Source organism: Streptomyces sp. NBC_00984 (assembly GCF_045162475.1).
Classification (GTDB): Bacteria; Actinomycetota; Actinomycetes; order Streptomycetales; family Streptomycetaceae; genus Streptomyces.
Window position 1 is genome coordinate 4,040,397 of the sequence record NZ_CP108734.1, and the last position, 23,211, is coordinate 4,063,607.

26 protein-coding genes and 2 pseudogenes are annotated in these 23,211 nt (G+C 71.9%); 15 read left to right on the forward strand and 13 right to left on the reverse strand.

Annotation, left to right across the window (positions count from 1 at the left end; genetic code table 11):
- Positions 1–44: 44 nt before the first annotated feature.
- A complete protein-coding gene (locus OG520_RS17755; protein WP_406013813.1) occupies positions 45–734 on the reverse strand; it encodes a copper homeostasis protein CutC in 690 nt (229 codons plus the stop codon).
- A 275-nt stretch (positions 735–1,009) separates the two neighbouring features.
- Here OG520_RS17755 and OG520_RS17760 point away from each other — a divergent pair, with 275 nt between their 5' ends.
- Entirely contained in the window at positions 1,010–3,292 is a 2,283-nt protein-coding gene (locus tag OG520_RS17760; protein WP_406013814.1) for a heavy metal translocating P-type ATPase, read from the forward strand.
- A gap of 9 nt (positions 3,293–3,301) precedes the next feature.
- Here the strand turns inward: OG520_RS17760 and OG520_RS17765 are convergent, their stop codons facing one another.
- The 3 genes from OG520_RS17765 to OG520_RS17775 all read right to left on the reverse strand — a co-directional run bounded on the left by OG520_RS17765 (position 3,302) and on the right by OG520_RS17775 (position 5,651).
- Positions 3,302–4,168 (reverse strand): biotin-dependent carboxyltransferase family protein, encoded by an 867-nt coding sequence (locus OG520_RS17765; RefSeq protein WP_406016510.1) that lies wholly within the window; start codon positions 4,166–4,168, stop codon positions 3,302–3,304.
- Positions 4,169–4,230: 62 nt separating this feature from the next.
- Positions 4,231–4,905, reverse strand: coding sequence for an allophanate hydrolase subunit 1 (locus tag OG520_RS17770; protein ID WP_399331253.1), 675 nt, complete (start codon positions 4,903–4,905; stop codon positions 4,231–4,233).
- Positions 4,902–5,651, reverse strand: a complete 750-nt coding sequence (locus OG520_RS17775) for a LamB/YcsF family protein (RefSeq protein ID WP_406016511.1) — start codon at positions 5,649–5,651, stop codon at positions 4,902–4,904. The genes OG520_RS17770 and OG520_RS17775 overlap by 4 nt, the downstream gene beginning before the upstream one ends.
- A gap of 183 nt (positions 5,652–5,834) precedes the next feature.
- Between OG520_RS17775 and OG520_RS17780 the strand changes: the two genes are divergently transcribed.
- The 4 genes and pseudogenes from OG520_RS17780 to OG520_RS17795 all read left to right on the forward strand — a co-directional run bounded on the left by OG520_RS17780 (position 5,835) and on the right by OG520_RS17795 (position 8,856).
- Complete coding sequence (locus OG520_RS17780; protein WP_406013815.1) at positions 5,835–6,551, forward strand: GntR family transcriptional regulator; 717 nt, start codon at positions 5,835–5,837, stop codon at positions 6,549–6,551.
- A gap of 131 nt (positions 6,552–6,682) precedes the next feature.
- Positions 6,683–6,821 (forward strand): annotated as a pseudogene (locus OG520_RS17785) (DUF2891 family protein); the annotation flags it as partial.
- A gap of 38 nt (positions 6,822–6,859) precedes the next feature.
- Complete coding sequence (locus OG520_RS17790; RefSeq protein ID WP_406013816.1) at positions 6,860–7,543, forward strand: hypothetical protein; 684 nt, start codon at positions 6,860–6,862, stop codon at positions 7,541–7,543.
- Between the two features lie 80 nt (positions 7,544–7,623).
- Positions 7,624–8,856, forward strand: coding sequence for a Cmx/CmrA family chloramphenicol efflux MFS transporter (locus OG520_RS17795; RefSeq protein WP_399331247.1), 1,233 nt, complete (start codon positions 7,624–7,626; stop codon positions 8,854–8,856).
- Positions 8,857–8,863: 7 nt separating this feature from the next.
- On the opposite strand, the gene OG520_RS17800 is transcribed toward OG520_RS17795, so the two are convergent.
- Together OG520_RS17800 and OG520_RS17805 are read right to left on the reverse strand one after the other, a co-directional pair.
- Positions 8,864–9,136, reverse strand: coding sequence for a DUF4031 domain-containing protein (locus OG520_RS17800; RefSeq protein ID WP_406013817.1), 273 nt, complete (start codon positions 9,134–9,136; stop codon positions 8,864–8,866).
- Positions 9,133–9,501: a hypothetical protein gene (locus OG520_RS17805; RefSeq protein WP_072487914.1), complete on the reverse strand. Its 369-nt coding sequence runs from the start codon at positions 9,499–9,501 to the stop codon at positions 9,133–9,135. Before OG520_RS17805 ends, OG520_RS17800 begins: the two co-directional genes overlap by 4 nt.
- 138 nt (positions 9,502–9,639) lie before the next feature.
- On the opposite strand from OG520_RS17805, the gene OG520_RS17810 reads away from it, so the two are divergent.
- From OG520_RS17810 to OG520_RS17820, 3 genes are all read left to right on the forward strand, one after another.
- Positions 9,640–10,557, forward strand: a complete 918-nt coding sequence (locus OG520_RS17810) for a MurR/RpiR family transcriptional regulator (protein WP_351075215.1) — start codon at positions 9,640–9,642, stop codon at positions 10,555–10,557.
- 80 nt (positions 10,558–10,637) lie between these two features.
- On the forward strand, positions 10,638–11,603 hold the full coding sequence (gene murQ, locus OG520_RS17815; protein WP_406013818.1) for an N-acetylmuramic acid 6-phosphate etherase: 966 nt from the start codon (positions 10,638–10,640) through the stop codon (positions 11,601–11,603).
- Positions 11,604–11,651: 48 nt separating this feature from the next.
- A complete protein-coding gene (locus OG520_RS17820) occupies positions 11,652–13,202 on the forward strand; it encodes a PTS transporter subunit EIIC (protein ID WP_406013819.1) in 1,551 nt (516 codons plus the stop codon).
- Between the two features lie 66 nt (positions 13,203–13,268).
- Here the strand turns inward: OG520_RS17820 and OG520_RS17825 are convergent, their stop codons facing one another.
- A complete protein-coding gene (locus OG520_RS17825; RefSeq protein WP_406013820.1) occupies positions 13,269–13,874 on the reverse strand; it encodes a Uma2 family endonuclease in 606 nt (201 codons plus the stop codon).
- A 128-nt stretch (positions 13,875–14,002) separates the two neighbouring features.
- Between OG520_RS17825 and OG520_RS17830 the strand changes: the two genes are divergently transcribed.
- Positions 14,003–14,677 (forward strand): response regulator transcription factor, encoded by a 675-nt coding sequence (locus OG520_RS17830; protein WP_406013821.1) that lies wholly within the window; start codon positions 14,003–14,005, stop codon positions 14,675–14,677.
- 7 nt (positions 14,678–14,684) lie between these two features.
- Complete coding sequence (locus OG520_RS17835) at positions 14,685–16,058, forward strand: ATP-binding protein (protein ID WP_406013822.1); 1,374 nt, start codon at positions 14,685–14,687, stop codon at positions 16,056–16,058.
- Here the strand turns inward: OG520_RS17835 and OG520_RS17840 are convergent.
- From OG520_RS17840 to OG520_RS17850, 3 genes are all read right to left on the reverse strand, one after another.
- A complete protein-coding gene (locus OG520_RS17840; RefSeq protein WP_406013823.1) occupies positions 16,039–16,884 on the reverse strand; it encodes a hypothetical protein in 846 nt (281 codons plus the stop codon). The two genes, OG520_RS17835 and OG520_RS17840, sit on opposite strands and share 20 nt — an antisense overlap.
- Positions 16,885–17,229: 345 nt before the next feature.
- Complete coding sequence (locus tag OG520_RS17845) at positions 17,230–17,463, reverse strand: hypothetical protein (RefSeq protein WP_399331232.1); 234 nt, start codon at positions 17,461–17,463, stop codon at positions 17,230–17,232.
- A complete protein-coding gene (locus tag OG520_RS17850; protein ID WP_406013824.1) occupies positions 17,453–17,701 on the reverse strand; it encodes a hypothetical protein in 249 nt (82 codons plus the stop codon). The genes OG520_RS17845 and OG520_RS17850 overlap by 11 nt, the downstream gene beginning before the upstream one ends.
- Positions 17,702–17,815: 114 nt before the next feature.
- On the opposite strand from OG520_RS17850, the pseudogene OG520_RS17855 reads away from it, so the two are divergent.
- Positions 17,816–18,228 (forward strand): annotated as a pseudogene (locus tag OG520_RS17855) (Scr1 family TA system antitoxin-like transcriptional regulator); the annotation flags it as partial.
- The gene (locus tag OG520_RS17860) at positions 18,191–18,451 is read left to right on the forward strand and encodes a DUF397 domain-containing protein (protein WP_406016512.1); all 261 of its coding nucleotides are present in this window, start codon (positions 18,191–18,193) and stop codon (positions 18,449–18,451) included. The pseudogene OG520_RS17855 and the gene OG520_RS17860, both read left to right, overlap by 38 nt.
- Here the strand turns inward: OG520_RS17860 and OG520_RS17865 are convergent.
- Both OG520_RS17865 and OG520_RS17870 read right to left on the reverse strand, forming a co-directional pair.
- Positions 18,333–18,689: a winged helix-turn-helix domain-containing protein gene (locus tag OG520_RS17865; protein ID WP_406013825.1), complete on the reverse strand. Its 357-nt coding sequence runs from the start codon at positions 18,687–18,689 to the stop codon at positions 18,333–18,335. The genes OG520_RS17860 and OG520_RS17865 overlap by 119 nt on opposite strands.
- Positions 18,686–19,201: a hypothetical protein gene (locus OG520_RS17870; RefSeq protein WP_406013826.1), complete on the reverse strand. Its 516-nt coding sequence runs from the start codon at positions 19,199–19,201 to the stop codon at positions 18,686–18,688. Before OG520_RS17870 ends, OG520_RS17865 begins: the two co-directional genes overlap by 4 nt.
- A gap of 252 nt (positions 19,202–19,453) precedes the next feature.
- Here OG520_RS17870 and OG520_RS17875 point away from each other — a divergent pair, with 252 nt between their 5' ends.
- Both OG520_RS17875 and OG520_RS17880 read left to right on the forward strand, forming a co-directional pair.
- The gene (locus tag OG520_RS17875; protein ID WP_406013827.1) at positions 19,454–21,064 is read left to right on the forward strand and encodes an adenosine deaminase; all 1,611 of its coding nucleotides are present in this window, start codon (positions 19,454–19,456) and stop codon (positions 21,062–21,064) included.
- Between the two features lie 33 nt (positions 21,065–21,097).
- Entirely contained in the window at positions 21,098–21,286 is a 189-nt protein-coding gene (locus tag OG520_RS17880) for a hypothetical protein (RefSeq protein WP_406013828.1), read from the forward strand.
- 33 nt (positions 21,287–21,319) lie between these two features.
- Here the strand turns inward: OG520_RS17880 and OG520_RS17885 are convergent, their stop codons facing one another.
- Entirely contained in the window at positions 21,320–21,904 is a 585-nt protein-coding gene (locus OG520_RS17885; RefSeq protein WP_399331220.1) for a TetR/AcrR family transcriptional regulator, read from the reverse strand.
- A gap of 112 nt (positions 21,905–22,016) precedes the next feature.
- On the opposite strand from OG520_RS17885, the gene OG520_RS17890 reads away from it, so the two are divergent.
- Positions 22,017–23,207 carry a cytochrome P450 gene (locus tag OG520_RS17890; protein ID WP_399331218.1) on the forward strand — a complete coding sequence of 397 codons (1,191 nt, stop codon included), beginning with the start codon at positions 22,017–22,019 and terminating at the stop codon, positions 23,205–23,207.
- Positions 23,208–23,211: the final 4 nt, after the last annotated feature.

Below are 23,211 nucleotides of genomic sequence, written 5' to 3' on the forward strand. Positions count from 1 at the left end.
CGACCCACCCGCACCGCCTCACCCCGCTCCCGCCCCCACCCCCGCTACGCGTCAAGCACCGCCCGCCACTCCCGCACCGCCGCCGCGTCCACCGGCCCCGACCACCCGTGCGGGCGCGCCGCGCCGCCGATGTGCACGGCGTCGATGCCCGCGGCCAGCAGCTCCGGCAGGTGCTCCAGGCGCAGGCCCCCGCCCACCAGGATCTGCGGCTCGTACCCGGGCTCGCCCGAGCGCGCCGCCTCGACCAGCAGCGTCGGGATGCCGTCGTCGACGCCCTTGGACGAGCCGGCGGTGAGGTAGGTGTCCAGGCCGGGCAGGTCCGCCAGCTGCTTGCGCAGGGCGTCCCGGTCGGCGGCCCGGTCGATCGCGCGGTGGAAGGTCCAGCGGCAGCCGTCCAGCTCGGCGACGAGCCGTTCGACGGCGACCAGGTCCGGGCGGCCCTCCGCGTCGAGGAAACCGAGGACGAACTCCTCGGCGCCCTCCGCGCGCAGCTCGCGCGCCCTGGCCACGAGCACCTCGATGTCGCCGGCCGCGAAACCGTCCGCCACCCTGAGCATCACCCGCAGCGGAATGTCCACCGCCGCCCGGATCTCCGCGAAGGTCGCACAGGACGGGGTCAGGCCGTCCGCCGCCATGTCGGTGACCAGCTCAAGCCGGTCTGCACCACCCGCCTGGGCAGCGACCGCGTCCTCCGCGTCGAGAGCGATCACCTCCAGGACTGCACGGTTGCTCATGGGATCCCAATCCTCCAGGAAACATCGACAGGGCACGTCGACAGGAAACGTCAATAGGTCTAGTCCAATGGCCAGCCTACGGGTCAGTACACCGAGGATGCAGCCTCAATGCCAGGTGAAGATACGTGAGGTCAGACGCACCTCGGGTGATCGAACGCGCACGTTCCGGGCCCGCACGACATATCCGCCCTTGCGTTTCATAGGGGAGGGGGGTATACCTGAATCAGCAATGTATACCCCCCAGGGGTATCAACGTCTCCGCCAGGGAGGACATCGTGTCCGCGCACACCGCCACAACCGGCACCGGCAACGCCACCGGCACCGCCGCAGAGGTCGAGCTCGCGATCGGCGGCATGACCTGCGCCTCCTGCGCGGCCCGCATCGAGAAGAAGCTCAACCGGATGGACGGCGTCGAGGCCACCGTCAATTACGCCACCGAGAAGGCCAAGGTCAGCTACCGGGGCGAGGACGTCTCCGTACAGGACCTGATCGCCACCGTCGAGAAGACCGGCTACACCGCGCACGAGCCCGCTCCCCCGGTACCCACCGGGGACGACGCCCCCGAGGCCGCGGACGACGACGAGCTGCGGCCCCTGCGCCAGCGGCTGCTGACCGCCGTCGCGCTCGCCGTGCCGGTGATCGCGATGTCGATGGTCCCGGCGCTCCAGTTCGACTACTGGCAGTGGCTCTCGCTGACGCTGACGGCCCCGGTCGTCACGTACGCCGCCTGGCCCTTCCACCGCGCCGCCTGGACCAACGCCCGGCACGGCGCGGCCACGATGGACACGCTGATCTCGGTCGGCACCTCGGCCGCGTTCCTGTGGTCGCTGTGGGCGCTGTTCTTCGGCACGGCGGGCATGGTCGGCATGACGCACCCGTTCGAGCTGACCATCGGGCGGAGCGACGGCGCCGGGAACATCTACTTGGAGGCGGCCGCCGGAGTCACCGCCTTCATCCTGGCCGGGCGCTACTTCGAGGCCCGCTCCAAGCGGAAGGCGGGCGCGGCCCTCAAGGCGCTCCTCGAACTCGGCGCCAAGGAAGTGACCGTGTTGCGCGGCGGCCGTGAGGTGACCGTGCCGACCGCCGAACTCCAGGTCGGGGACCGGTTCCTGGTCCGCCCCGGCGAGAAGATCGCCACCGACGGCACCGTCGTCGAGGGTGCCTCGGCCGTGGACGCCTCGATGCTCACCGGTGAGTCCGTGCCCGTGGAGGTCGGCGTCGGCGACTCCGTCACCGGGGCCACGCTCAACGCGGGCGGCCGGCTCGTCGTCGAAGCCACCCGGATCGGCGCCGACACCCAGCTGGCCCGGATGGCGAAGCTCGTCGAGGACGCGCAGAACGGCAAGGCGGCGGCACAGCGCCTCGCGGACCGGATCTCCGCCGTCTTCGTGCCCGTCGTCATCGCCCTGGCACTCGGCACACTCGGCTTCTGGCTCGGCAACGGCGCGGGCCTGACCGCCGCCTTCACCGCCGCCGTGGCCGTACTGATCATCGCCTGCCCCTGCGCCCTGGGCCTCGCCACCCCCACCGCCCTCATGGTCGGCACCGGACGCGGCGCCCAGCTCGGCATCCTCATCAAGGGCCCCGAAGTCCTGGAGACCACCCGCCGCGTCGACACGATCGTCCTCGACAAGACCGGCACCGTCACCACCGGCCGCATGACCCTCCTCGACGTCCACACCACCGAAGACACCGACGAAACCGACGTGCTCCGCCTCGCCGGCGCCCTGGAACACTCCTCCGAACACCCCATCGCCCAGGCCGTCGCCGCCGGAGCCGCCGACCGCACCGGCACCCCCCTCCCCACCCCCGAGGACTTCGCCAACATCCCCGGCCTCGGCGTCCAGGGCGTCGTCGAGGGCCACGCCGTCCTCGTCGGCCGCGAGCAGCTGCTCGCCGAATGGGAGCTCCACCTCCCGGTGGAGCTGGCCCGGCGCAAGGCCGAGGCGGAGGCCGCGGGCCGGACGGCCATCGCGGTCGCCTGGGACGGCGAGGCACGCGCCGTGCTCGAAGTCGCCGACGCGGTCAAGGACACCAGCGCGGAGGCCATCGAGCGGCTGCGGGCCCTGGGCCTCACCCCGATCCTGCTGACCGGCGACAACCGGGCGGTGGCCGAGGCGGTCGCGGCCGAGGTCGGGATCGAGAAGGTGTACGCGGAGGTCATGCCGGAGGACAAGGTCGACGTCGTCAAGAAGCTCCAGGCCGAGGGCCGTTCGGTCGCCATGGTCGGTGACGGGGTCAACGACGCCGCCGCCCTCGCCCAGGCCGATCTGGGCCTGGCAATGGGCACCGGCACGGACGCCGCCATCGAGGCCGGCGATCTGACGCTGGTACGCGGGGACCTGCGGGCCGCGGCGGACGCCATCCGGCTGTCGCGCAAGACCCTCGGCACCATCCGCACGAACCTGTTCTGGGCCTTCGCCTACAACGTGGCCGCCCTGCCGCTCGCCGCGGCCGGGCTGCTCAACCCGATGATCGCGGGCGCCGCGATGGCGTTCTCCTCGGTCTTCGTGGTCGGCAACTCGCTGCGGCTGCGGGGGTTCAGGGCGGCGGCGTAGGACCTGTTCTCAGCCCGCCCGCACGAACCGCACCCGGGTTCCCGGCACCGCCTGTGCCGCGCCCGCGAGTGCGGTTTCGTGCACGACACCGACGACCGGGTAACCCCCGGTCGTCGGATGGTCGTTGAGGAACACCACCGGGCGCCCGTCCGGCGGCACCTGGATCGCGCCGAGCACCATCCCCTCGCTGGGCAGCTCGCCCTCGCGGGCGCGCGCCAGGGCCGGACCCTGGGTGCGCAGGCCGATGCGGTTGCTGTTCGGCGAGACGCGGTAGGTGGCGCTGGTGAGCGTACGCAGCGCCTCGTCGGTGAACCAGGCGTGGCGGGGGCCGAGGCGCAGCGGGAGCACCAGCTCGGCGGGCACGCCCGGCCAGGGCACGGCGTCGGTGCCCGGGGGCCTCGACGGGTCCTGGCCCAGGGGCAGTACGTCCCCGTCGCGCAGGGGTGCCGGGCCGAGCCCGGAGAGCAGGTCGGCCGATCTGCTGCCCAGCACCGGTTCCGGCAGCAGGCCGCCGCCGAACGCCAGATAGCTGCGCAGGCCCCGGACCGCGGGGCCCGCGTCGAGCACCGCGCCCGCCGGTACGCGCACCGGGGTTCCCCAGGCCACCGGCCGCCCGTCGACGGTGACCCGGCAGGGCGCCCCGCCGACGACGGCGAGCACGGGCCGGTCCGGGCGGACCGCGCAGCCGGTGACGGTCGTCTCCAGCACCGCGGCGTCCGTCCCGTTCCCGGCCAGCCGGTTGGCGAGGCGGTGGGCGGGGGCGTCCAGGGCGCCCGCGCGCGGCACCCCGAGATGCACCCAGCCGACGCGACCCGCGTCCTGAACGGTGGTCAGGGCACCGGCCCGAACCACCTCGATGGCACCGGCCCGGACCACGTCGACGGCACCGGCCCGAACCACCTCGACGGCACCGGCCCGAACCACGTCGATGGCGCCGGTCACGCCCGCGCCTCCGCCGCGACGAAGCGCACCCGCGCCCCGGGGCTCAGCAGCGCGGCCGGTTCACGGACCGGGTTCCACAGCTCGCCCGGGTCGGGCATCCGCCCGATGAGCTGCCAGCCGCCGGGCGACGGACGCGGGTACACCCCGGTGTACGCCCCCGCGAGTGCCAGCGCACCGGCCGGGACCCGGGTGCGCGGGGTCGCGCGGCGCGGCAGGTGCAGGCGCTCGGGGAGCCCGGTGAGGTAGCCGAAGCCGGGGGCGAACCCGCAGAAGGCCACCCGGAATTCGGTCCCGGCGTGGATACGGGGCACTTCGGCGACGGCGACGCCCCAGGCCGCCGCGACGTCCGCGAGGTCCGGACCGTCGTAGACGACGGGGATCTCGACGGCTTCCCCGGTGTCGCGGCGCAACGGCGGTATCGGCCAGGAGGCGAGATCCCGGGCGAACCGCGCGCGGCCGTCCGGGGTGCGGTCCGCGATGCCGTCGAGGAGGACGGTCCGGGCACCGGGCACGATCTCGCGTACGGCGGGCAGTTCACCGAGCGCGCGGCGGCGCAGCAGCTCGGCGTGGAAGGCCTCGGCCTGTTCACCGGAGGCCAGCTCGACGAGCAGCGCCCCGGGGCCGGCGGGGAGGACCTCGATACCCCCGCCCGTGCGAACCCCCGTACTCATGCGAACGCCCGCAGGGTCACACCCGCCGCCTCCAGCGCGGCCCTGACCCTGCGCGCCAGCGCCGCCGCACCCGGGGTGTCGCCGTGCACGCACAGCGAGCGCGCCGCGACGGGTATCCGGCTGCCGTCCACCCCGGTGACGCCCCCGTCCACCGCCATCCCGACACTGCGGCGTACGACCTCGTCCTCGTCGTGCACCACCGCGCCGGGCTCGCCGCGCGGGACCAGCGTGCCCCGGGGCGTGTACGCGCGGTCGGCGAAGGCCTCCTGCACGGCGGTGAGGCCCGCGGCCCCGGCGTGGGCGAGCAGGCGCGAGCCCGGGAGCCCGAGGACCGCCAGGTCCCCGCCGGCCAGCCGGACGCCCTCGACCACGGCGGCGGCCTGGTCGTCGTCCCAGACGGCACGGTTGTAGAGGGCGCCGTGCGGTTTGACGTACGAGACCGTGGACCCGGCCGCCTCGGCGAACACCCGCAGGGCGCCGATCTGGTAGGCGACCTCGGCGGTCAGCTCGGCGGGCGGGACGTCCATCGAGCGACGCCCGAAGCCGGCCAGATCGCGGTACGCGACCTGGGCGCCGATCCGTACCCCTCTGGCGGCGGCGGTGTCGCATACCCGCCGCATCACGGAGGCGTCGCCCGCGTGGAATCCGCAGGCCACATTGGCGCTGGTGACACAGTCGAGCAGCGCGTCGTCATCGGTGAGGGTCCAGTGCCCGAACCCTTCGCCGAGATCGGCGTTGAGATCCATCGGGGCTGTCCGGCTCGGCGGGTTCGTCAGATCCATCACGGGCGCACGCTAGCGATCGTTCAACAATCTGACAAGACCCGGCTTGGGCAGTGGGAGACGCCGTACGGTTCACTGAAGCGACAGACAGCAGCGCGAACAAGCGCGGCGCACCAGGCACCGGCACGAACAGGCAGGGGACGGGGCATGACGGGGACCGCGGGCGGCCGGACTTCTCCGGACCTCTCCGAACTGGCGGCGGACAGCGCCTCCCTGGCCCGTTCCGGCACCGCCGAGCGGGTCGCCGCCATCCTGCGCGACCGGATCACCGAAGGCTACTTCCCACCGGGCAGCCGGCTCTCCGAGGAGAACATCAGCGGCGCCCTCGCCGTGTCCAGGAACACCCTGCGCGAGGCCTTCCGCCTGCTGTCGCACGAACGCCTCCTGGAACACCGGCTCAACAAGGGCGTCTTCGTCCGCGTCCTCGCCGTCGACGACCTGGTGGACATCTACCGGGTCCGGCTGCTCGTCGAGTGCGCGGCCCTGCGCACGCTGGGCGAACCGCCGTACGACCTGACGGACGTCGAGGCCGCCGTGTCGACGGGCGAACGGGCGGCGCTGGCCGACGACTGGCCGGTCTGCTCGACCGCCAACATCCGCTTCCACCAGGCCCTGACCGGCCTCGCGAACAGCCCCCGCACCGACGAACTGATGCGCAACGTCCTCGCCGAACTGCGGCTGGCCTTCCATGTGATGGCCGACCCGCGCCGCTTCCACGAGCCCTACCTCACCCGGAACAGGGAGATCGCGGACCGGCTGGCGCAGGGCGACGCGGCGGGCGCGGAGCGGATGCTGGCCTTCTACCTGGAGGATTCGCGGCGCCAGCTGGCGGAGGCGTACGCGGAACGTCTCACCGCCCGATAGCCGGCGGCTCACACCACCCTCCTGTGGGTTTGTTGAACAATCGCTTAATGTCTCGCGAAACACACCGTCCGATCAGGACCTCGCAGGTCTGTGCCTGCACGTCCATGCGCGGAAGAAGGCCGACACGTGATCGGGCCACATACCCGGTCGGGCACGGGATCCGCCCCAACAGCGCGTTCGGTCCGGGGGCTGCGTACCTGGTTCACGCCGGACCACGACGCCCCCGCCCACTGGGAGCCCTCCGGCCTGGACTTCTTCTCCCCCGGAGTTGCCGGAAGCCGGCCGGTCCCGGGCTATAGGGTCATCGCATGAGCGACAGTTCGCGTGCGGGCGGTGCCCACGGGGCCGACGGCGCCGATGACTCCCTCCGCGAGCGCTGGCAGGAAGCGCTCATCCGCGCCCGGGGCGGGGCTCCCGGGCCCGATCCGGCGCCGTACGCCGCCAACCTGCTGGCGCGCTGGGCCGAGCCGCAGCGGCGCTACCACACCACCGCGCACCTGGTCGCGGTGCTCGATCACATCGACACGCTCGCCGGGTACGCGGCCGACCCGGACGCGGTACGCCTCGCCGCCTGGTTCCACGACGCGGTGTACCGGCCCGACCGGTCCGAGAACGAGGAGCGCAGCGCGGCGCTCGCCGAGCGTGCCCTCCCGGAGGCCGGGGTGCCGGACGGTGTCACGGCCGAGGTGGCCCGTCTGGTGCGGCTCACCATCACCCACGACCCGGCGGACGGCGACACCGACGGCGAGGTGCTCTGCGACGCGGATCTGGCCATTCTCGCGGCGGCCCCCAGGGAGTACGCGGCGTACGCGGCGCAGGTGCGCGAGGAGTACGGCTTCGTGCCCGACGACGCGTTCCGGGAGGGGCGGGCGACGGTGCTGAGCCAGCTGCTCGGGCTGCCGCGGCTGTTCCGTACGCCGTACGGGGCAAAGCACTGGGAGCCGCGGGCGCGGCAGAACCTGCAGACCGAATTGCAGCTGCTCAGCCACTGACCCGCGGCGGCGGGGGAATGCCGGGGCCGTGATCGCTGTTGGCAGCTGTCATGCCCGACTCTGCCGCTAGCCGCTCCCGCATGCCCCTGGCCGTATACATCCTGGGTCTCTCGGTCTTCGCCCTGGGAACCAGCGAATTCATGCTCTCCGGGCTGTTGCCGCCCATCGCCGACGACATGAACGTGTCGATCCCCCGTGCCGGACTCCTCATATCCGCCTTCGCGATCGGCATGGTGATCGGCGCCCCGCTGCTCGCCGTGGCCACGCTCCGGCTGCCGCGCCGCACCACGCTGATCGCCCTGATCTCCGTCTTCGGCCTCGGTCAGGTCGCGGGCGCGCTGGCCCCGACGTACGAGGTGCTCTTCGCGTCCCGGGTGGTGAGCGCGTTCGCCTGTGCCGGGTTCTGGGCGGTGGGGGCGGCGGTCGCCATCGCGATGGTGCCGGTGAACTCGCGGGCCCGTGCGATGGCCGTGATGATCGGCGGTCTGTCGATCGCCAATGTGCTGGGCGTGCCCCTGGGCGCGTTCCTCGGTGAGAACCTCGGCTGGCGGTCGGCGTTCTGGGCCGTGGGCGCGGCATCCGCCGTGGCTCTGGTCGGGGTGACGACGCTGATTCCGCGTATTCCGCTGCCGGAGCAGAAGCCGCGGCTCAAGCAGGAGATGAGCATCTACCGGGACCGGCAGGTGTGGCTGTCGATCGTGATCACGGCGCTCGCCGCGGGCGGTGTCTTCTGCGCGTTCAGCTATCTGGCCCCGCTGCTGACGGATGTCGCCGGGCTGGACTCGGGCTGGGTGCCGACGGTGCTCGCGCTCTTCGGGATCGGTGCTCTGGTCGGTACGACGATCGGCGGCCGGGTCGCGGACGCGCATCTCTTCGGGGTGCTGATGACCGGTATCGCGGCCTCGACGGTCTTCCTGGTCGCGCTGGCCCTGTTCGCGTCGAACCAGGTCGCGGCAATCGGGCTCTCGTTCCTGCTGGGCCTGTCGGCGTTCTACACGGCCCCGGCGCTGAACGCCCGGATGTTCAACGTCGCGGGCGCCGCCCCGACGCTGGCCGGCGCGACGACGACGGCCGCGTTCAACCTCGGCAACACGGGCGGCCCCTGGCTGGGCGGCACGGTGATCGACGCCGACTTCGGTTTCGCGGCGACCGCGTGGGCCGGGGCGGCGATGACGGTGCTGGCGCTGGTGGCCGTGGTGTTCTCGCTGCGGCTCCAGCGCAGCCGCGGCTCGTCGTCCCGGCTGGTGACGGGCGCCCCGGCCGCCGCGTCGCGGGACGCGGCGGAGGTGTGCGCGCCCTCGACGACCGCCTGAGCGCGGATCAGCCCGGTGCGGGCCGCCCCTTGGGCCGCCGCAGTCCCGCCTCCGTGATCCGGCGGACGAGCTCCTTCGAGCCGATCTGCCGGGCCCCGGCCCGCACCGCGTCCTCGTACCGTGTTTCCGGTAGGTCGTAGTGATCCCGCTCGAACGCGCGCGGCGGGCAGCCGATGGACGCCGCGAAGGCGTGCAGTTCCTCGAAGGACACATCGCTGACCAGGTGCGACCAGAGTCGCCCGTGTCCCGGCCACTGCGGCGGGTCGATGTAGACGGTCACCGCCGCAGTATCCCGCTCAGCGAACCGACCGGTGCCACGGCCACCGCGGCCTTGGTGCACACCCAGTGCGGGTCCGGGCCCAGTTCGGGTTCGACGTCCAGGGCGTGCGGGTCGCCCGCGTCGCAGACCGGGCAGAGCGGCCATCGCCCGTACCGTTCGAGCAGGGCGTCCTGTACGTCCTGGGCGACGAGCCCGACCACGAACGCGGCGCCGTCGGGCCACTGCTCGACCCACCAGCGGCGGTGCGTCACCGCGTCCTCGACCAGCGAGACGATCCCGGCCTCGGCGACGTCACCCGCGGCAAGATCGGCCATGACCAGCGCGCGGGCCGTGTGCAACGCCTGTTCCAGGGGGTTCATCTCCATGGGCCCATTGTCACCCCGCCCGCGAACCCGCCTCGCGCGCCCGCCGCTCCCGTTTCCGCGCTGTCGGCGGCAGCGACCGAAGAGGCAGGGACCAAAGGGGGGGTTGACGGGCAACCCGGTTGAAAATATCTTTCAAAGGTGACCCATGACCTGAAGGAAAGTTTCAGCGCTGACTCCCCGCCCGCCCCGGCGGCCCTCGCGGCCAAGGTGCGCACGCTCGCGCCCTCCATGACCCGTTCCATGCAACGCGTCGCCGAGGCCGTCGCCGGTGACCCGGCCGGCTGCGCAGCCCTCACGGTCACCGGTCTCGCCGAGCTCACCGGCACCAGCGAGGCGACCGTGGTCCGCACGGCCCGCCTCCTCGGCTACCCCGGCTACCGCGATCTGCGTCTGGCCCTCGCCGGGCTCGCCGCGCACCAGCAGTCCGGTCGGGCTCCCTCCGTCACCGCCGACATAGCGGTCGACGACCCGATCGCCGACGTGGTCGCCAAGCTGGCCTACGACGAGCAGCAGACCCTCGCCGACACGGCCGCGGGGCTCGACACCGTCCAGCTCGGTGCCGCCGTGGCCGCCGCCGCCACCGCCCGGCGGATCGACATCTACGGCGTGGGCGCCTCCTCCCTCGTCGGCCAGGACCTCGCGCAGAAGCTGGCCCGGATCGGCCTGATCGCGCACTCCCACACGGACCCGCACCTCGCGGTGACCAACGCCGTGCAGCTCCGCTCCGGCGATGTGGCCATCGCGATCACGCACTCCGGCTCCACGGTCGACGTCATCGAGCCGCTGCGGGTCGCCTTCGACCGCGGGGCGACGACGATCGCGATCACCGGCCGCCCCGACGGCCCCGTCACGCAGTACGCCGACCACGTACTGACCACGTCCACCGCCCGGGAGAGCGAGCTGCGGCCCGCCGCCATGTCGAGCCGTACGAGCCAGCTGCTCGTCGTGGACTGCCTGTTCATAGGCGTCGCACAGCGCACGTACGAGACGGCCGCACCGGCCCTCGCCGCCTCCTACGAGGCGCTGGCCCACCGCCACACCCCACGCCCGCGCTGACCGGCCCGCCCCGCCGGACCAGAGCACCCGCACCCGCACCCGCTGAACCGTACGAGACCGAGAAAGCAGAGCCGCCCTCCATGACCTCCACCACCGACGCCGACCCCACCGCCGCCGACGGATACGGCGAGCTGCGCGCCCAGCTCGCGACACTCACCACCGAGGCGTTCCGTCCCGAGCTCGCCGAGATCGACCGGCTCGGCACGCTTGAGATCGCCCGCATCATGAACGGCGAGGACCAGTCCGTCCCGGCCGCCGTCGGCGCCCGGCTGCCCGAGATAGCCGCCGCCATCGACGGCACCGCGGAACGCATGGCCCGCGGCGGCCGGCTGATCTACGCGGGCGCGGGCACCGCCGGCCGGCTCGGCGTGCTCGACGCCAGCGAGTGCCCGCCCACCTTCAACACCGACCCCTCCGAGGTCATCGGCCTGATCGCGGGCGGCCCGTCCGCCATGGTCAAGGCCGTCGAAGGCGCCGAGGACAGCAAGGAGCTGGCCGCCGCGGACCTCGACGCCCTGGACCTCACCGCCGACGACACCGTGGTCGGCATCTCCGCCTCCGGCCGCACGCCGTTCGCGATCGGCGCCGTCGAGCACGCCCGCAGGAAGGGCGCGCTGACCATCGGGCTGTCCTGCAACGCGGACTCCGCGCTGGGCGCCGCGGCGGAGCACGGCATCGAGGTCGTCGTCGGCCCGGAGCTGCTCACCGGCTCCACCCGGCTCAAGGCGGGCACGGCCCAGAAGCTCGTCCTCAACATGCTCTCGACGATCACGATGATCCGGCTCGGCAAGACGTACGGGAATCTGATGGTCGACGTCCGCGCCTCCAACGAGAAGCTGCGCGCCCGCTCCCGCCGGATCGTCTCGCTCGCCACCGGGGCGTCCGACGAGGAGATCGAGGCCGCCCTCGCCGCGACCGACGGCGAGGTGAAGAACGCCATCCTCGCCATTCTCGGCCAGGTCGACGGCCCCACCGCCGCCACCCTGCTGGCCGCCTCCGACGGCCATCTCCGCGCCGCCCTCGCCGCCGCCCCCCGCACCACCTGACCCACCGGTTCCACCCCCGCACCCCCGCACAGCAAGGCCCCACGCACCATGGCAACAGAAGACAAGAACCGCGCCACCGCCGCCGCGATCCTTCCGCTCGTCGGTGGCGCCGCGAACGTCAGCTCCATCGCCCACTGCATGACCCGGCTCCGGCTGGGCCTGCACGACCGTTCGCTCGTCGACGACGAGGCCCTGAAGGCGGTCCCCGCCGTCATGGGTGTGGTCGAGGACGACACGTACCAGATCGTCCTCGGCCCCGGCACCGTCGCCCGGGTCACACCGGAGTTCGAGCAGCTGGTCGAGGAGGGCAGGACGGCGGACCCCGCACCGGGCGAAGCCGCACCTCCCGCACCGGCCTCCGCCTCCGCCTCCGCGGACGAGCTCGCCGCTCAGGGCGCCGCGATGAAGGCGGCGCGGAAGACGAAGAACGCCACCCCGTTCAAGCTGTTCCTGCGCAGGGTCGCGAACATCTTCGTCCCGCTGATCCCGGCGCTCATCGGCTGCGGCATCATCGCCGGCCTCAACGGCCTGCTGGTGAACCTGGGCTGGCTGACCTCGGTCACCCCCGCCCTGGCCGCGATGGCGTCCGGCTTCATGGCGCTGATCGCCGTGTTCGTCGGCTACAACACGGCGAAGGAATTCGGCGGTACGCCGATCCTGGGCGGTGCGGTCGCCGCGATCATCGTCTTCCCGGGCGTCGCGAACATCGAGGCGTTCGGCCAGAAGCTCTCCCCCGGACAGGGCGGTGTGCTGGGCGCGCTCGGCGCGGCGGTGCTTGCGGTGTACGTGGAGAAGTGGTGCCGGCGCTGGGTGCCCGAGGCACTGGACGTACTGGTCACCCCGACCCTCACGGTCCTGGTCTCCGGCCTGGTGACGATCTTCGGCCTGATGTACGTGGCCGGTGAGATCTCCACCGCCATCGGTACGTTCGCCGACTGGCTGCTGTCCAACGGCGGCGCGGGCGCGGGCTTCGTGCTCGGCGGTCTCTTCCTGCCCCTGGTGATGCTGGGCCTGCACCAGGCGCTCATCCCGATCCACACCACCCTGATCGAGCAGCAGGGCTACACCGTGCTGCTCCCGATCCTCGCGATGGCGGGCGCCGGCCAGGTCGGCGCGGCCGCCGCGGTCTACTTCCGCCTCCCGCGCAACGAGTCGATCCGCCGCACCATCAAGTCCGCCCTTCCGGCCGGTCTGCTGGGCGTCGGCGAGCCCCTGATCTACGGCGTCAGCCTCCCGCTCGGCCGCCCGTTCATCACGGCGTGCGTGGGCGGTGCGTTCGGCGGCGGCTTCATCGGCCTGTTCAACCAGCTCGGCGACAAGGTCGGCTCCACGGCCATCGGTCCGTCCGGCTGGGCCCTGTTCCCCCTTTTGGACGGCAACCACGGCCTGGGCACCACGGTCGCGATCTACGCGGGCGGCCTGCTGGTCGGTTACTTCGCCGGGTTCTTCGCGACGTACTTCTTCGGCTTCAGCAAGGACCTGCTGGCGGAGTTCAACGTCTCGCAGGAACCGGCCGAATCCACGGTCGCGGCAACGGGCGGCCCGACGTCCCCGACGACCGGCCCCGACAGTCCGACGAAGGAACCGGCCGGGGTCTGACCCCGGGCACACGGACATGGACGAGGGCGGCACCCGACACCGGGTGCCGCCCTCGTCCATGTCCGCTCAGGCCGGGAACTCATCCGTGAGGAGCGTCGTACCGAACGGCTCCGGCAGGACCAGCGGCTTGCCGAACGGCACCGGATCGGAGTGCTTGTACGTCCCGTCCTCGTTGGGCTCCGTGAACAGGGTGGTCATCGCCCCACGTGTGTCGAACCGGTCGATCAGCAGATACATCGACACGCCCGCGCGGGCATAGGCGCGGTACTTCTTCGTCCGGTCGTCCCGGGCGTTGCCCTTCGAGGTGACTTCGACGATGAGCTGTGCTTCCGCCGCGTCCATCGGGTCGCTGGTCTCCGGATCGGCGGCCATGATCAGTTCGCGCTCCATGATGACCAGATCGGGGACGTAGAGCCTGTCGAGGGGCGCAACGTGGATGCCCAGGGTCTGGTAGATGCCCAGTCCTTCGGGGAGCACCCGATATAGGCGATGCTGCACCATTTCAGCGATGCCGTTGTGATGCGCATGAGGCGGAGGTCCCAAGACGATCCGCTCTTCATCGATCTCGGCACGCCACCCCTCGGGCACGTCCAGTTCACGCCATGTCCGCAGCAGGTAGTCCCACGGGTGGCCCCCGGATGTCCGGTCGTTCCCGACCATCGCGGCAGTCATCGCGAGTCCCTTCTCCTGTGGCCTGTCAAAGGAGCGTAGATCGACGGTTCCGCGGCAGTTTCGCCGTTCCCCTCAGCGTCCCACGATCGTGTGACGCATGCAGTGACCGGCCGCGTAATACTGGCCCGGTGACCGCAGCACGCATTCTTGTCGTCGAGGACGACCACGGCCTGCGCGACGTCCTGGCCCGTGGCCTGCGCGACGAGGACTTCGACGTCGTGACCGCCGCCGACGGCGCCACCGCCCTGAAGGCGGTCGACGCGTCGGTGCACGCGGTCGTGCTCGATGTGGGGCTGCCGGACTCGGACGGGCGGGATGTGTGCCAGGCGATGCGCGGTGCGGGGTTCACCGTTCCGGTGATCTTCCTCACGGCCCACGGCAATCTCACCGACCGGCTCTCCGGCTTCGCCTCCGGCGGCGACGACTACCTGGTCAAGCCGTTCCACCTCAGCGAGCTCGCGGCCCGCGTCCGCGCGGTCCTGAACCGGACCGGGCACCGCGGCAGCACCCTCGCCGACAGTGCGGGCGCGATGCGGCTGGACCCGATACGGCACGAGCTGACGGTGCACGGCCACCCCGTGGCCCTGACCCCGACCGAGTTCCGCCTGCTGGCGTGCCTGATGGCCGACCCCGGCTCCGTGGTGCGTCGCCGGACGCTGCTGCGGGCGGGATGGCCGGAAGGGGCGCAGGTCAGCGACAACACCCTGGACCAGTACCTGGCCCGCCTGCGCCGCAAGCTCCGCGAGTCGGACAGCCCCCGGGGCATCGGCACGGTCCGCGGCGTCGGCTACCGCTTCGGCTGAGGCCCCCATGAACCGCCACCTCGCCCCCCGGACCCTCCGCGGTCGCCTCGCCCTGATGGCCCTCGCCACCGGCGCGCTGTGGATCGGCGTCCTGACCACCGTCTTCAACCTCGCCCTCGACAAGCGGCTGCACGGCCAGGCCGACGACGTCCTGCGCACCCGCGCCGAGGCCGTGGCGGCGACCGTGGACGTACGCCCGGACGGCCGGCTCGTCGTCCGGGAACCGGCCGAGGACCGGGCCCTGGACGCCGGAGTCTGGATCTTCCAGGGCGGCACGGTCATCGAGAAACCTCCCACCGCACCCGCCGGCCCGGAGGCGCAGGCGGCCCGGCTCGCCGGCCGGCGCGAGACCTTCGCCGACACCAAGGGCCCCGGCTCATGGCGGCTGTACGCCTTCCCCGTCGACACCCCCGCCCGGGAGGGACACCCGCCCGTCCGGGCCGGTACCGTCGTCAGCTCCGTGAGCCTCGACCCCTACCGCAGCACGGCGGACACCGCCCTGATCGGTTCGATCGCCCTGGCCGTGCTCCTGCTCGCCACCATCTATCTCCTGACCCGCCTCGTCGTACGGCGGGCCCTGCGCCCCGTGACCGCGATGAGCGAGCAGGCCACCCGGTGGAGCGCCGCGGGCGCCCCGGAACGGTTCGGCGCCGAGGGCAGGCCCGCCGAACTCGCCACGTTCGCCACCAGCCTGGACGCGCTGCTGGACCGACTGGCCGCGGTCCTGCGCCACGAGCAGCAGCAGGCCGCCGAGCTGTCCCACGAACTGCGCACCCCGCTCGCCAGGATCACCGCCGAAACCGAGTGGCTCACCGGACGGCCGCGCACCGCCGAACAGCAGGAGACCTCCCTGGCGGCCATCGCGGGCGCCGCAGCGACCATGCAGCAGATCTGCGACTCGTTGCTCTCGGAGGTCCGTACCCGCAACACGCACACCCCCGGCCGCTCCCGCTTCCCCGACATCGCGCACCGCCTGGCACAGCGCTACGCGGCCCAGTTCCCCGACGCCCCACCCCTGACCGTCACGGCGGACGGCACGCAGGACGTGACCATCGGCGTCTCGGAGGACGTCGCCGAACGCATCCTCACACCGCTCCTGGACAACGCCCGCCGCTACGCGACCCGGTCGGTCGCCCTCGGCTGCGCACCGGGCGCGGGCGAGATCACGCTGTACGTGTCCGACGACGGCCCCGGCATCCCGCCGGACTTCGTCGCCTCGCTCTTCGAACCCGGCCGCCGTGCCCACCCCGAGGACGGACACGACGGCGCGGGACTCGGTCTGGCCCTGGCCCGCCGACTGGCCAGGGCCGCGGGCGGCGACATCACCCTGGACGCCACCGCCCCCGGCGCACGCTTCGTCGTCACCCTTCCGACGGGCTGAGCTTCCGCGCGCCGGACGCCTTCAGGGGGTCTTCCTCAGTCACATCGCGCCGGGTCCGGGTCAGAAAGACCACGAGGCCGAGGATGACAACGAGGAACAGGATGCTGGTGCCGACCGTGCCCAGTCCGAGACCACCGTCCGCGGTGGGCTGCGACAGGTAGTCCCCCAGCGAGGCCCCGAGCGGCCGGGTCAGGACGTACGCGATCCAGAACGACCACACCGCGTTGAAGTCGAGCGTGCGGTGAGCGAGGGCGACGGCCGCGATCAGCGCCGCGAACACGATCGCGGAGAGCCAGTACCCCAGGTTCAGTTTCTCCGCCGTCAGGTCGCCGGCGGACGTGCCCAGGGCGAACGTGAACAGGATCGCCAGCCAGTAGAACGCCTCGCGCCGCGTCGTCCGGATCGAGTGGATCGACAGCGTCCGCTCGCTCGCGTACCAGGCGAAGAACGTGACGGCGAGCGCCACCGCGAACACCACGGTCGTGGTCTGGAGCGGGACGCCGAGGTTGTCGGTCAGATTGTCGCTGATCAGCGTGCCGACCACGCTGATCAGGACCACGGACAGCCAGTACAGCCCCGGTACGTAGGAACGCGCCCGGAACTGGAAGACCAGAGTGACGACCAGCAGCGCACTCATCAGGTACGAGGTGTTGGTCAGCCCCATGCCGAGATTGTCATTGAGCAGATCGGCCGCGGTCTCGCCCACGGTGGTGCACAGCACCTTGATCACCCAGAAGTAGAGAGTCACTTCCGGGACCTTGTTCAGCATCTGCCGCGCCCGCGTGCGCCCGCCGGGCGCGTGGGTGTCCGTCATGTCGGTTGTCATGGAACGGCACGCTGGCAGGGGCTCCCTGAAATTTTCCTGACTGCGCTCGGCCGGCTCCGGGCCGGAACCTCCACTACGGCCCCACGACGATCGGCTTCTTCGGCTGCGCCATCGAGGTCTGCGACGCGACCATCCCGTACGTCGAGGACCACCCCGACGAGGCCGGCGGCCCCTTCCTGCCCGGCCTCGCCCACTGCCCCGGGACTTCGAAAGCCCGTATGCGAAGTCCCCGCTCCGTAAACAGCACCGACCGGACCTCATCGACCCGATCGAAGGGCGGCACCCGCCCAGGGCGTCGCCCTTCCGTGCGTCCTCCGCCAGGTCACACCCGGCGTCCCGACACCGTCACGGCAGCCTCCCCTCCCTGTTGACCTCCCGGACCCGGGCCCGCAGCACCTCCCCCAGCGGAGCCGGACGCACCGACTCCGGCGGACATTCCCACTCCGCCCCACCCCCCGGCGCCCGCAGTTGTACGTATGGTCCGACGTTCCCCATCACGCGCCCCACCCGCCCGTCCCGGGTGTCCACCGCGAACGACCCCGGCTCCGGCTCGCACGGCTCAAGGCCCTCACCCGTCATGGCCCGCCTGTCCCTGCGCCTCCAGCACCATGCTCAGCCGCAGCACCGTGTCGAGGTTGCACCGGCCGAGGTCGACCAGCGGCGACACCGGGTCGCTCCCCGCACACGACACCGGGTCGATCCGCAACGACGGCAACGTGATCCCGACCCCCGAGAAACCCTCCTTCAGCCGCGCCACCGCATCCTCCGCTGCCCGCACTCTGCCCTCCGTCACCCTGCGCCGTTCCTTGATCGTCATGACCCATTCCTTTCCACGCTGAGTAATGACAATGCATACCCAGCGTGTCCAACGCGCCATTAACCTGGAAGAGGCGCAGAACCAACAACCGCACATGTGTCACAGGGAGTTGTCATGCCGGGTCCCAAGAAACTCGATCCCTCCTCCTCACCACGCGCCCTGCTCGGTGCCGAACTCCGCCATCGGAGGGAGTGCGCGGGCCTCTCGCAGGAGGAGTCGGGAGTCCCGCTGTTCGTGAGCGGTCCCCTCATCGGACAGCTGGAGTCCGGTACGCGCCGGATGCGGCTGGACCAGGCCCAGAAGCTGGACGAGATCCTGGGGCGGACGGGTTCTTCGTCCGCGACTGCGCCGCCCTGAAAAAGTCGAAGTACCGGGACCACTTCGCGGAAGAGGCCGATGCGGAGGCGGTCGCGAAGGCGATCAGGGAATACGCGTCACAGCTGATTCCGGGGCTGTTGCAGATGGAGGCATACGCCCGCGCGGTGTTCCGTGCCTACCGGCCGACCGCTCGGCAACTGCCTCGAAGTCGGCGACGGCCACCCCGGCATCGTCCCCGTGCGGGACTCCAAGGTGGCCGAGGGCCCGACGCTCGTGTTCCGGGCCGCCGCCTGGACGTCGTTCGTCGCGGACCTCAAGAACGCCTGGCCTCCGCGTCCGCGCCTACGTCCGCGCCCGCTCGCCGGGCCGTGGCAGCGATGCCCTGGAGCGCCGCGACATGCAGGGCCAGGGCCTGCTGCCCGGCAGGGGTGAGCGAGAGCCAGGTACGGGGGCGCTTGCCGACGTAACCCTTGCGGATGGCGAGGTATCCGATCCCCTCCAGGGCAGAGGCGATCTTGCTGAGCATCGAGTCGGACACCTGACAGCTACTGCGCACGGTGGCGAACTCGGCCTCGTCGCAGGCCGAGAGGAAGGCGACGACCGCCAGCCGGGTGGGGTGGTTGATCGCCGCGTCGATCGCGGGCTCGCCCGGCGCGGGGGCGGCAGTCATCTCGTCGCCTGGAGCTTCTGCTTGATCGTCGCGTTCCGCGCGACGAACACCACCCAGGCGCCGAGCCCCAGGACGGCGAACATCGCGATCTTGCCGACCGCGTTGTCGGCCCCGAACTGCCGGCACAGTCCGTACGTCGCGCCCCCCGCGACGAGAAGGATCAGGAGGGGAGCCCCGACCCGGCGCAGGCGCGCCGACCAGGGCAGCGTCACCCTCACTCCCGACCTGCGCCTGGCGACGTTGACGAGCACCAGCACCACGCCCAGGCCCGCAAAGGCGATCAGCAGGGACAGGAGCACCGCCCAGCCGCCCCGCCCCTGGGCCCAGGCGTCGACGAGGGCGGGAACGATCAGGGCCACGGCCGCAGCGGGGCCGTACCAGGCGGGAGTCAGCCCGGCCGCGAGACGGGCCCGCTCCCTGGCCGTGTCTATGCCCTGCAGAGCTTCGGCCGCGAGGTCGGCGGACACGTCTGTTCCGCCCGGACGGGCGGGGGTGTTCTCCTGCGGTGCCATCGCGCTCTCCCGGGCCTGCTCATCACTGCCTGAACTGCCTACCCCCTCATCCTGGCATCTACTTTCCAGAAAGGAAAGTACTTTCCTCTCCGTTGGACACGGCCGCTCCAACTACCCCACCGGACAGGGCGTTTGACGCACACCCCGGGGAACAGGGAAAAGAAGGGCGGGAATCGCTCGATTGGGTGGAGGTTTCAGGCCATACATACGGTTTGGGCGAAGAATGGTCTCTTCGAACGCGATCATTCGGCGGTGATCTCAACATTTCGGACGGCACACCGTCCCAAGTCGCTGCGCACGGCCGGGTTCGGCGCACTCGCCGTACTGACTCTGCTTCCGGCGATCCCGGCCGCCGCCGCCCCCGCGAAGGAGTCGGCGCCCCGGCTCGCCGCCCACGCGCTGCCCCGCCCCGTCACCCCCGCCGAGGCCAGGACCGCCGCACACCTCGCCTCGTTGCAGGGCAGGCCGGCGAAGCTGAAGGCCTTCTTCAAGGCGCTGCCCAAGGGAGGCGACCTCCACAACCACCTGTCGGGGGCGGTCACCACCGAATACCTGATCAAGCTCGCGGGCGAGAACGGGCTGTGCATCGACGCGACGGACACGGCCGTGGCGCCGCCGTGCGGGCCGGGCACGAGGCCCGCGATCGACGCGCAGCACGACGCCGCGTTCCGGCAGCGGATCGTGCGGGCCTGGTCCATGCAGGACTTCCCGGCCGACCAGTCCGGGCACGACCACTTCTTCGACACGTTCGGCAAGTTCGGGCTGGCCACCGCGTACACCCGCGGCAAGATGCTCGCCAATGTGGCCAACACCGTGGTCGAGCAGAACCAGTTCTATCTGGAGACCCTGGTCACCCCCGCGTCGGACAGCAGCAAGAAGCTCGCCGACAAGGTGGGCTACGACGCCGACCTGGCCGCCCTCCACCGCAAGCTCGTGGCGGGCGGTCAGCTCGACCGGGTGGTGGACGAGGCGGTCCAGGAGGCCGACGACACCGACGTGCAGTTCCGGGCGGCAGCGCACTGCGACACCGCCCGCCCCGCCCCGGGCTGCAGGCTCCCCGTCAGGTGGATCTCCCAGGTGTCCCGGGGCAGTTCCCCGGTACGGGTGTTCACGCAGATGGCGGTCGGCATGCGGCTGGCGGAGCGCGACCCGAGGTTCGTCGCGGTCAACCTCGTACAGCCCGAGGACGGCGAGAGCGCGCTGGCCAACTACAGCCTCCAGATGCGGATGCTGAAGTACCTGCGCGGCCAGTACCCGGGCTCCCACCTCACCCTGCACGCCGGTGAGCTGGCCCCCGGCCTGGTCAAGCCCGAGGACCTGACCTTCCACATCCGCGAAGCCGTACTCGTCGCCGGGGCCGAGCGCATCGGCCACGGCGTGGACCTGGTCCACGAGGACGACTGGCGGCAGCTGGCCCGGACGATGGCGCGGCGCAAGGTGGCCGTCGAGGTGCCGTTCACCAGCAACAAGCAGATCCTCGGCATCGCGGGCGACGATCACCCGTTCAACGCCTACCGCCGCTACGGAGTCCCGATCGTGCTGGCCACCGACGACCCGGGCGTCTCCCGTATCGACATCAGCCACGAATACCAGTACGCGGCCAGGACGTACGGCCTCAGCTACGTCGAGCTGAAGGACCTGGCCCGCGCCTCGCTGGAGTACGCGTTCCGCAACGGCCGCAGCCTGTGGGCCACCGGTTCCGCCCCTTCCGGCTACCGCCCGGTCTCCGCCTGCCTGGGCAACCGTCCGGGCACCGAGCACCCGAGCACGCGCTGCGCCCGCTACCTCGCCGCCAACCCGAAGGCGGCGACCGAGTGGCGTCAGGAGACGGCCTTCGCCGCCTTCGAACACAACAACCGCTGAGAGCAGGACGACCTCTGAGGCGCGACAACCGCTGTGCCGGGCCCGGGGCTCAAGTCCCGGGCCCGGCGCTCGGGCCCCGGGCCCGGACGTGCGCGCGGTGACCGCATCGGCTACCACCTGCGTTCCGGCGCCCACGACATCACCCCGTGCGGCTGGGGCCGCTACCTGGACTTCGCCGACCGCCATCTGTTCACGCCCCGGGCCGGGGGAACGACGCCGTAGCACCGAAGCCTCGCCTCCCCCGGGCGCCCTCCCCTACTGCGGCGCGGACCAGAGATGGCTGAGCGTGCCGAGCACAAGGCGGCAGACCTCGTCCGGCTCGGCACCGGCCAGGGGTTCCCGCGCGACAACCGTCCGCATCAGGCCGATCCCCAGCAGCCAGGCCATGGCGAGATCCGCACGCAGCGCACCGTCCGGGGCACTGGAGAGCCCGGCCAGCGCGCTCTGGTACTCCTCCCCCAGCTCCCGCAAGGTTCCGGCCGCCTCGTCGCCCCGCCCGACCGACCGCAGATAGACCTCCAGGGAACGGTCCTCCGTCCCCTCCGCGCTACGGGTCAGCATCGAGCGCAGGGCGGTCTCGAAAAGCTCCTCGGGCGGCGTCGCCCGCAACTGCTCCAGCCCGCCCAGCGCGACGACCTCCGTCAGCAAACCCCGTTTCGAGCCGAAATACCGGAACAGCAGGGCCTGATTGACCCCGGCGCGCGCCGCGATGCTCCGGACCGTCGCCCCCTCGTAGCCCCGCTCCGCGAACAGGTCGCGGGCCGCCTCCAGCAACCGGCGACGGGTGGCCGCGGCGTCCCTGCGGCGCTCTTCGGACGGCGGGACGGAACCGGGTTCCATGGTGGCATTCCTCTCGGACGGCCCGTCAGGATAACGGCCATAAAGCGTCGTTGACTGCCCCCGAGGGCCGCTCCTACCGTTGTAAGCAGCTGCTTACATCCGGGAGGACGCAGTGACCACAGCAGATGTCGCACCCCTCTCCTACCCCTTCAACACCCCCGACGGGCTCCAGCTCGCCGATGCCTACGAGCACGTCCGTGACCGGCAGGGCCTCTTACAGGTCCAGATGCCGTACGGCGAACCGGCCTGGCTCGTCACCCGCTACGCCGATGCCCGGCTGGTCCTCGGCGACCAGCGCTTCAGCCGGGCCGCGGCCGCCTCGCACGACGAGCCCCGACAGTCCGAGGGACAGCGCAACGGCGGCATCCTCGGCATGGACCCGCCCGACCACACCCGGCTGCGCTCCCTGGTCGCCAAGGCGTTCACCGTCCGCCAGGCCGAGAAGCTGCGCCCCCAGGTCCGGGAACTGACCGCCGGCCTCCTCGACGAGCTGGAAACCGCCGGACCACCCGCCGACCTGGTCGACCTGTTCGCGCTGCCGCTGCCGGTCGCCGTGATCTGCCGCATGCTGGGCGTCCCCACCGAGGACCGGCCGCGCTTCCGTGTATGGAGCGACGACGCGCTGTCGACCAGCTCGCTCACCGCCGAGGAGTTCGACGCGAGTCGCGAGGAACTGCGCGCCTACATGGCCGGGTTGATCGACCAGCACCGCCGGTCGCCGCAGGACGACCTGATGACAGCGCTCATCGAGGCCCGCGACGGCGGCGACCGTCTCTCGGAGCTCGAACTCATCGATCTGTGCGTGGGCATCCTGGTCGCGGGACACGAGACCACCGCGTCCCAGATCCCCAACTTCGTCCTCACCCTCCTCGACCACCCGGACCAGCTGGCCAGGCTCAGGGCCGAGCCCGAGCTCGTCCCGAACGCGGTGGAGGAGCTGCTCCGCTTCGTGCCCCTGGGCAGGGGCGCCGGCCAACCCCGTTACGCCACCGAAGACATCGAGGTCGGCGGAACCCTCGTCCGCTCGGGCAGCCCGGTCCTGGTCGCCGTCGGCGCCGCCAACCGCGACGCACTGCGGTTCGCCGCCCCGGGCGTGCTCGACATCGCCCGCGAGGGCAACCAGCACCTCGGATTCGGCCACGGGGTCCACCACTGCCTGGGCGCCCCGCTGGCCCGGCTGGAACTCCAGGAGGCGCTGTCCGCCCTCATCACCCGCTTCCCGGAACTGCGCCTGGCCGGCGACGTGACCTGGAAGTCCGAGATGCTGGTGCGCGGCCCGCGCGTCATGCCGGTGGAGTGGTGACCGC

Excerpts from the sequence above, each read along its gene's own strand:
- OG520_RS17755 (WP_406013813.1), bottom strand. The coding sequence starts at position 734 with ATGAGCAACCGTGCAGTCCTGGAGGTGATCGCTCTCGACGCGGAGGAC.
- OG520_RS17770 (WP_399331253.1), bottom strand. The coding sequence starts at position 4,905 with ATGAGTACGGGGGTTCGCACGGGCGGGGGTATCGAGGTCCTCCCCGCC.
- OG520_RS17775 (WP_406016511.1), bottom strand. The coding sequence starts at position 5,651 with ATGGATCTCAACGCCGATCTCGGCGAAGGGTTCGGGCACTGGACCCTC.
- OG520_RS17780 (WP_406013815.1), top strand. The coding sequence starts at position 5,835 with ATGACGGGGACCGCGGGCGGCCGGACTTCTCCGGACCTCTCCGAACTG.
- OG520_RS17790 (WP_406013816.1), top strand. The coding sequence starts at position 6,860 with ATGAGCGACAGTTCGCGTGCGGGCGGTGCCCACGGGGCCGACGGCGCC.
- OG520_RS17795 (WP_399331247.1), top strand. The coding sequence starts at position 7,624 with ATGCCCCTGGCCGTATACATCCTGGGTCTCTCGGTCTTCGCCCTGGGA.
- OG520_RS17805 (WP_072487914.1), bottom strand. The coding sequence starts at position 9,501 with ATGGAGATGAACCCCCTGGAACAGGCGTTGCACACGGCCCGCGCGCTG.
- murQ (WP_406013818.1), top strand. The coding sequence starts at position 10,638 with ATGACCTCCACCACCGACGCCGACCCCACCGCCGCCGACGGATACGGC.
- OG520_RS17820 (WP_406013819.1), top strand. The coding sequence starts at position 11,652 with ATGGCAACAGAAGACAAGAACCGCGCCACCGCCGCCGCGATCCTTCCG.
- OG520_RS17825 (WP_406013820.1), bottom strand. The coding sequence starts at position 13,874 with ATGACTGCCGCGATGGTCGGGAACGACCGGACATCCGGGGGCCACCCG.
- OG520_RS17835 (WP_406013822.1), top strand. The coding sequence starts at position 14,685 with ATGAACCGCCACCTCGCCCCCCGGACCCTCCGCGGTCGCCTCGCCCTG.
- OG520_RS17840 (WP_406013823.1), bottom strand. The coding sequence starts at position 16,884 with ATGACAACCGACATGACGGACACCCACGCGCCCGGCGGGCGCACGCGG.
- OG520_RS17845 (WP_399331232.1), bottom strand. The coding sequence starts at position 17,463 with ATGACGGGTGAGGGCCTTGAGCCGTGCGAGCCGGAGCCGGGGTCGTTC.
- OG520_RS17850 (WP_406013824.1), bottom strand. The coding sequence starts at position 17,701 with ATGACGATCAAGGAACGGCGCAGGGTGACGGAGGGCAGAGTGCGGGCA.
- OG520_RS17865 (WP_406013825.1), bottom strand. The coding sequence starts at position 18,689 with ATGACTGCCGCCCCCGCGCCGGGCGAGCCCGCGATCGACGCGGCGATC.
- OG520_RS17870 (WP_406013826.1), bottom strand. The coding sequence starts at position 19,201 with ATGGCACCGCAGGAGAACACCCCCGCCCGTCCGGGCGGAACAGACGTG.
- OG520_RS17885 (WP_399331220.1), bottom strand. The coding sequence starts at position 21,904 with ATGGAACCCGGTTCCGTCCCGCCGTCCGAAGAGCGCCGCAGGGACGCC.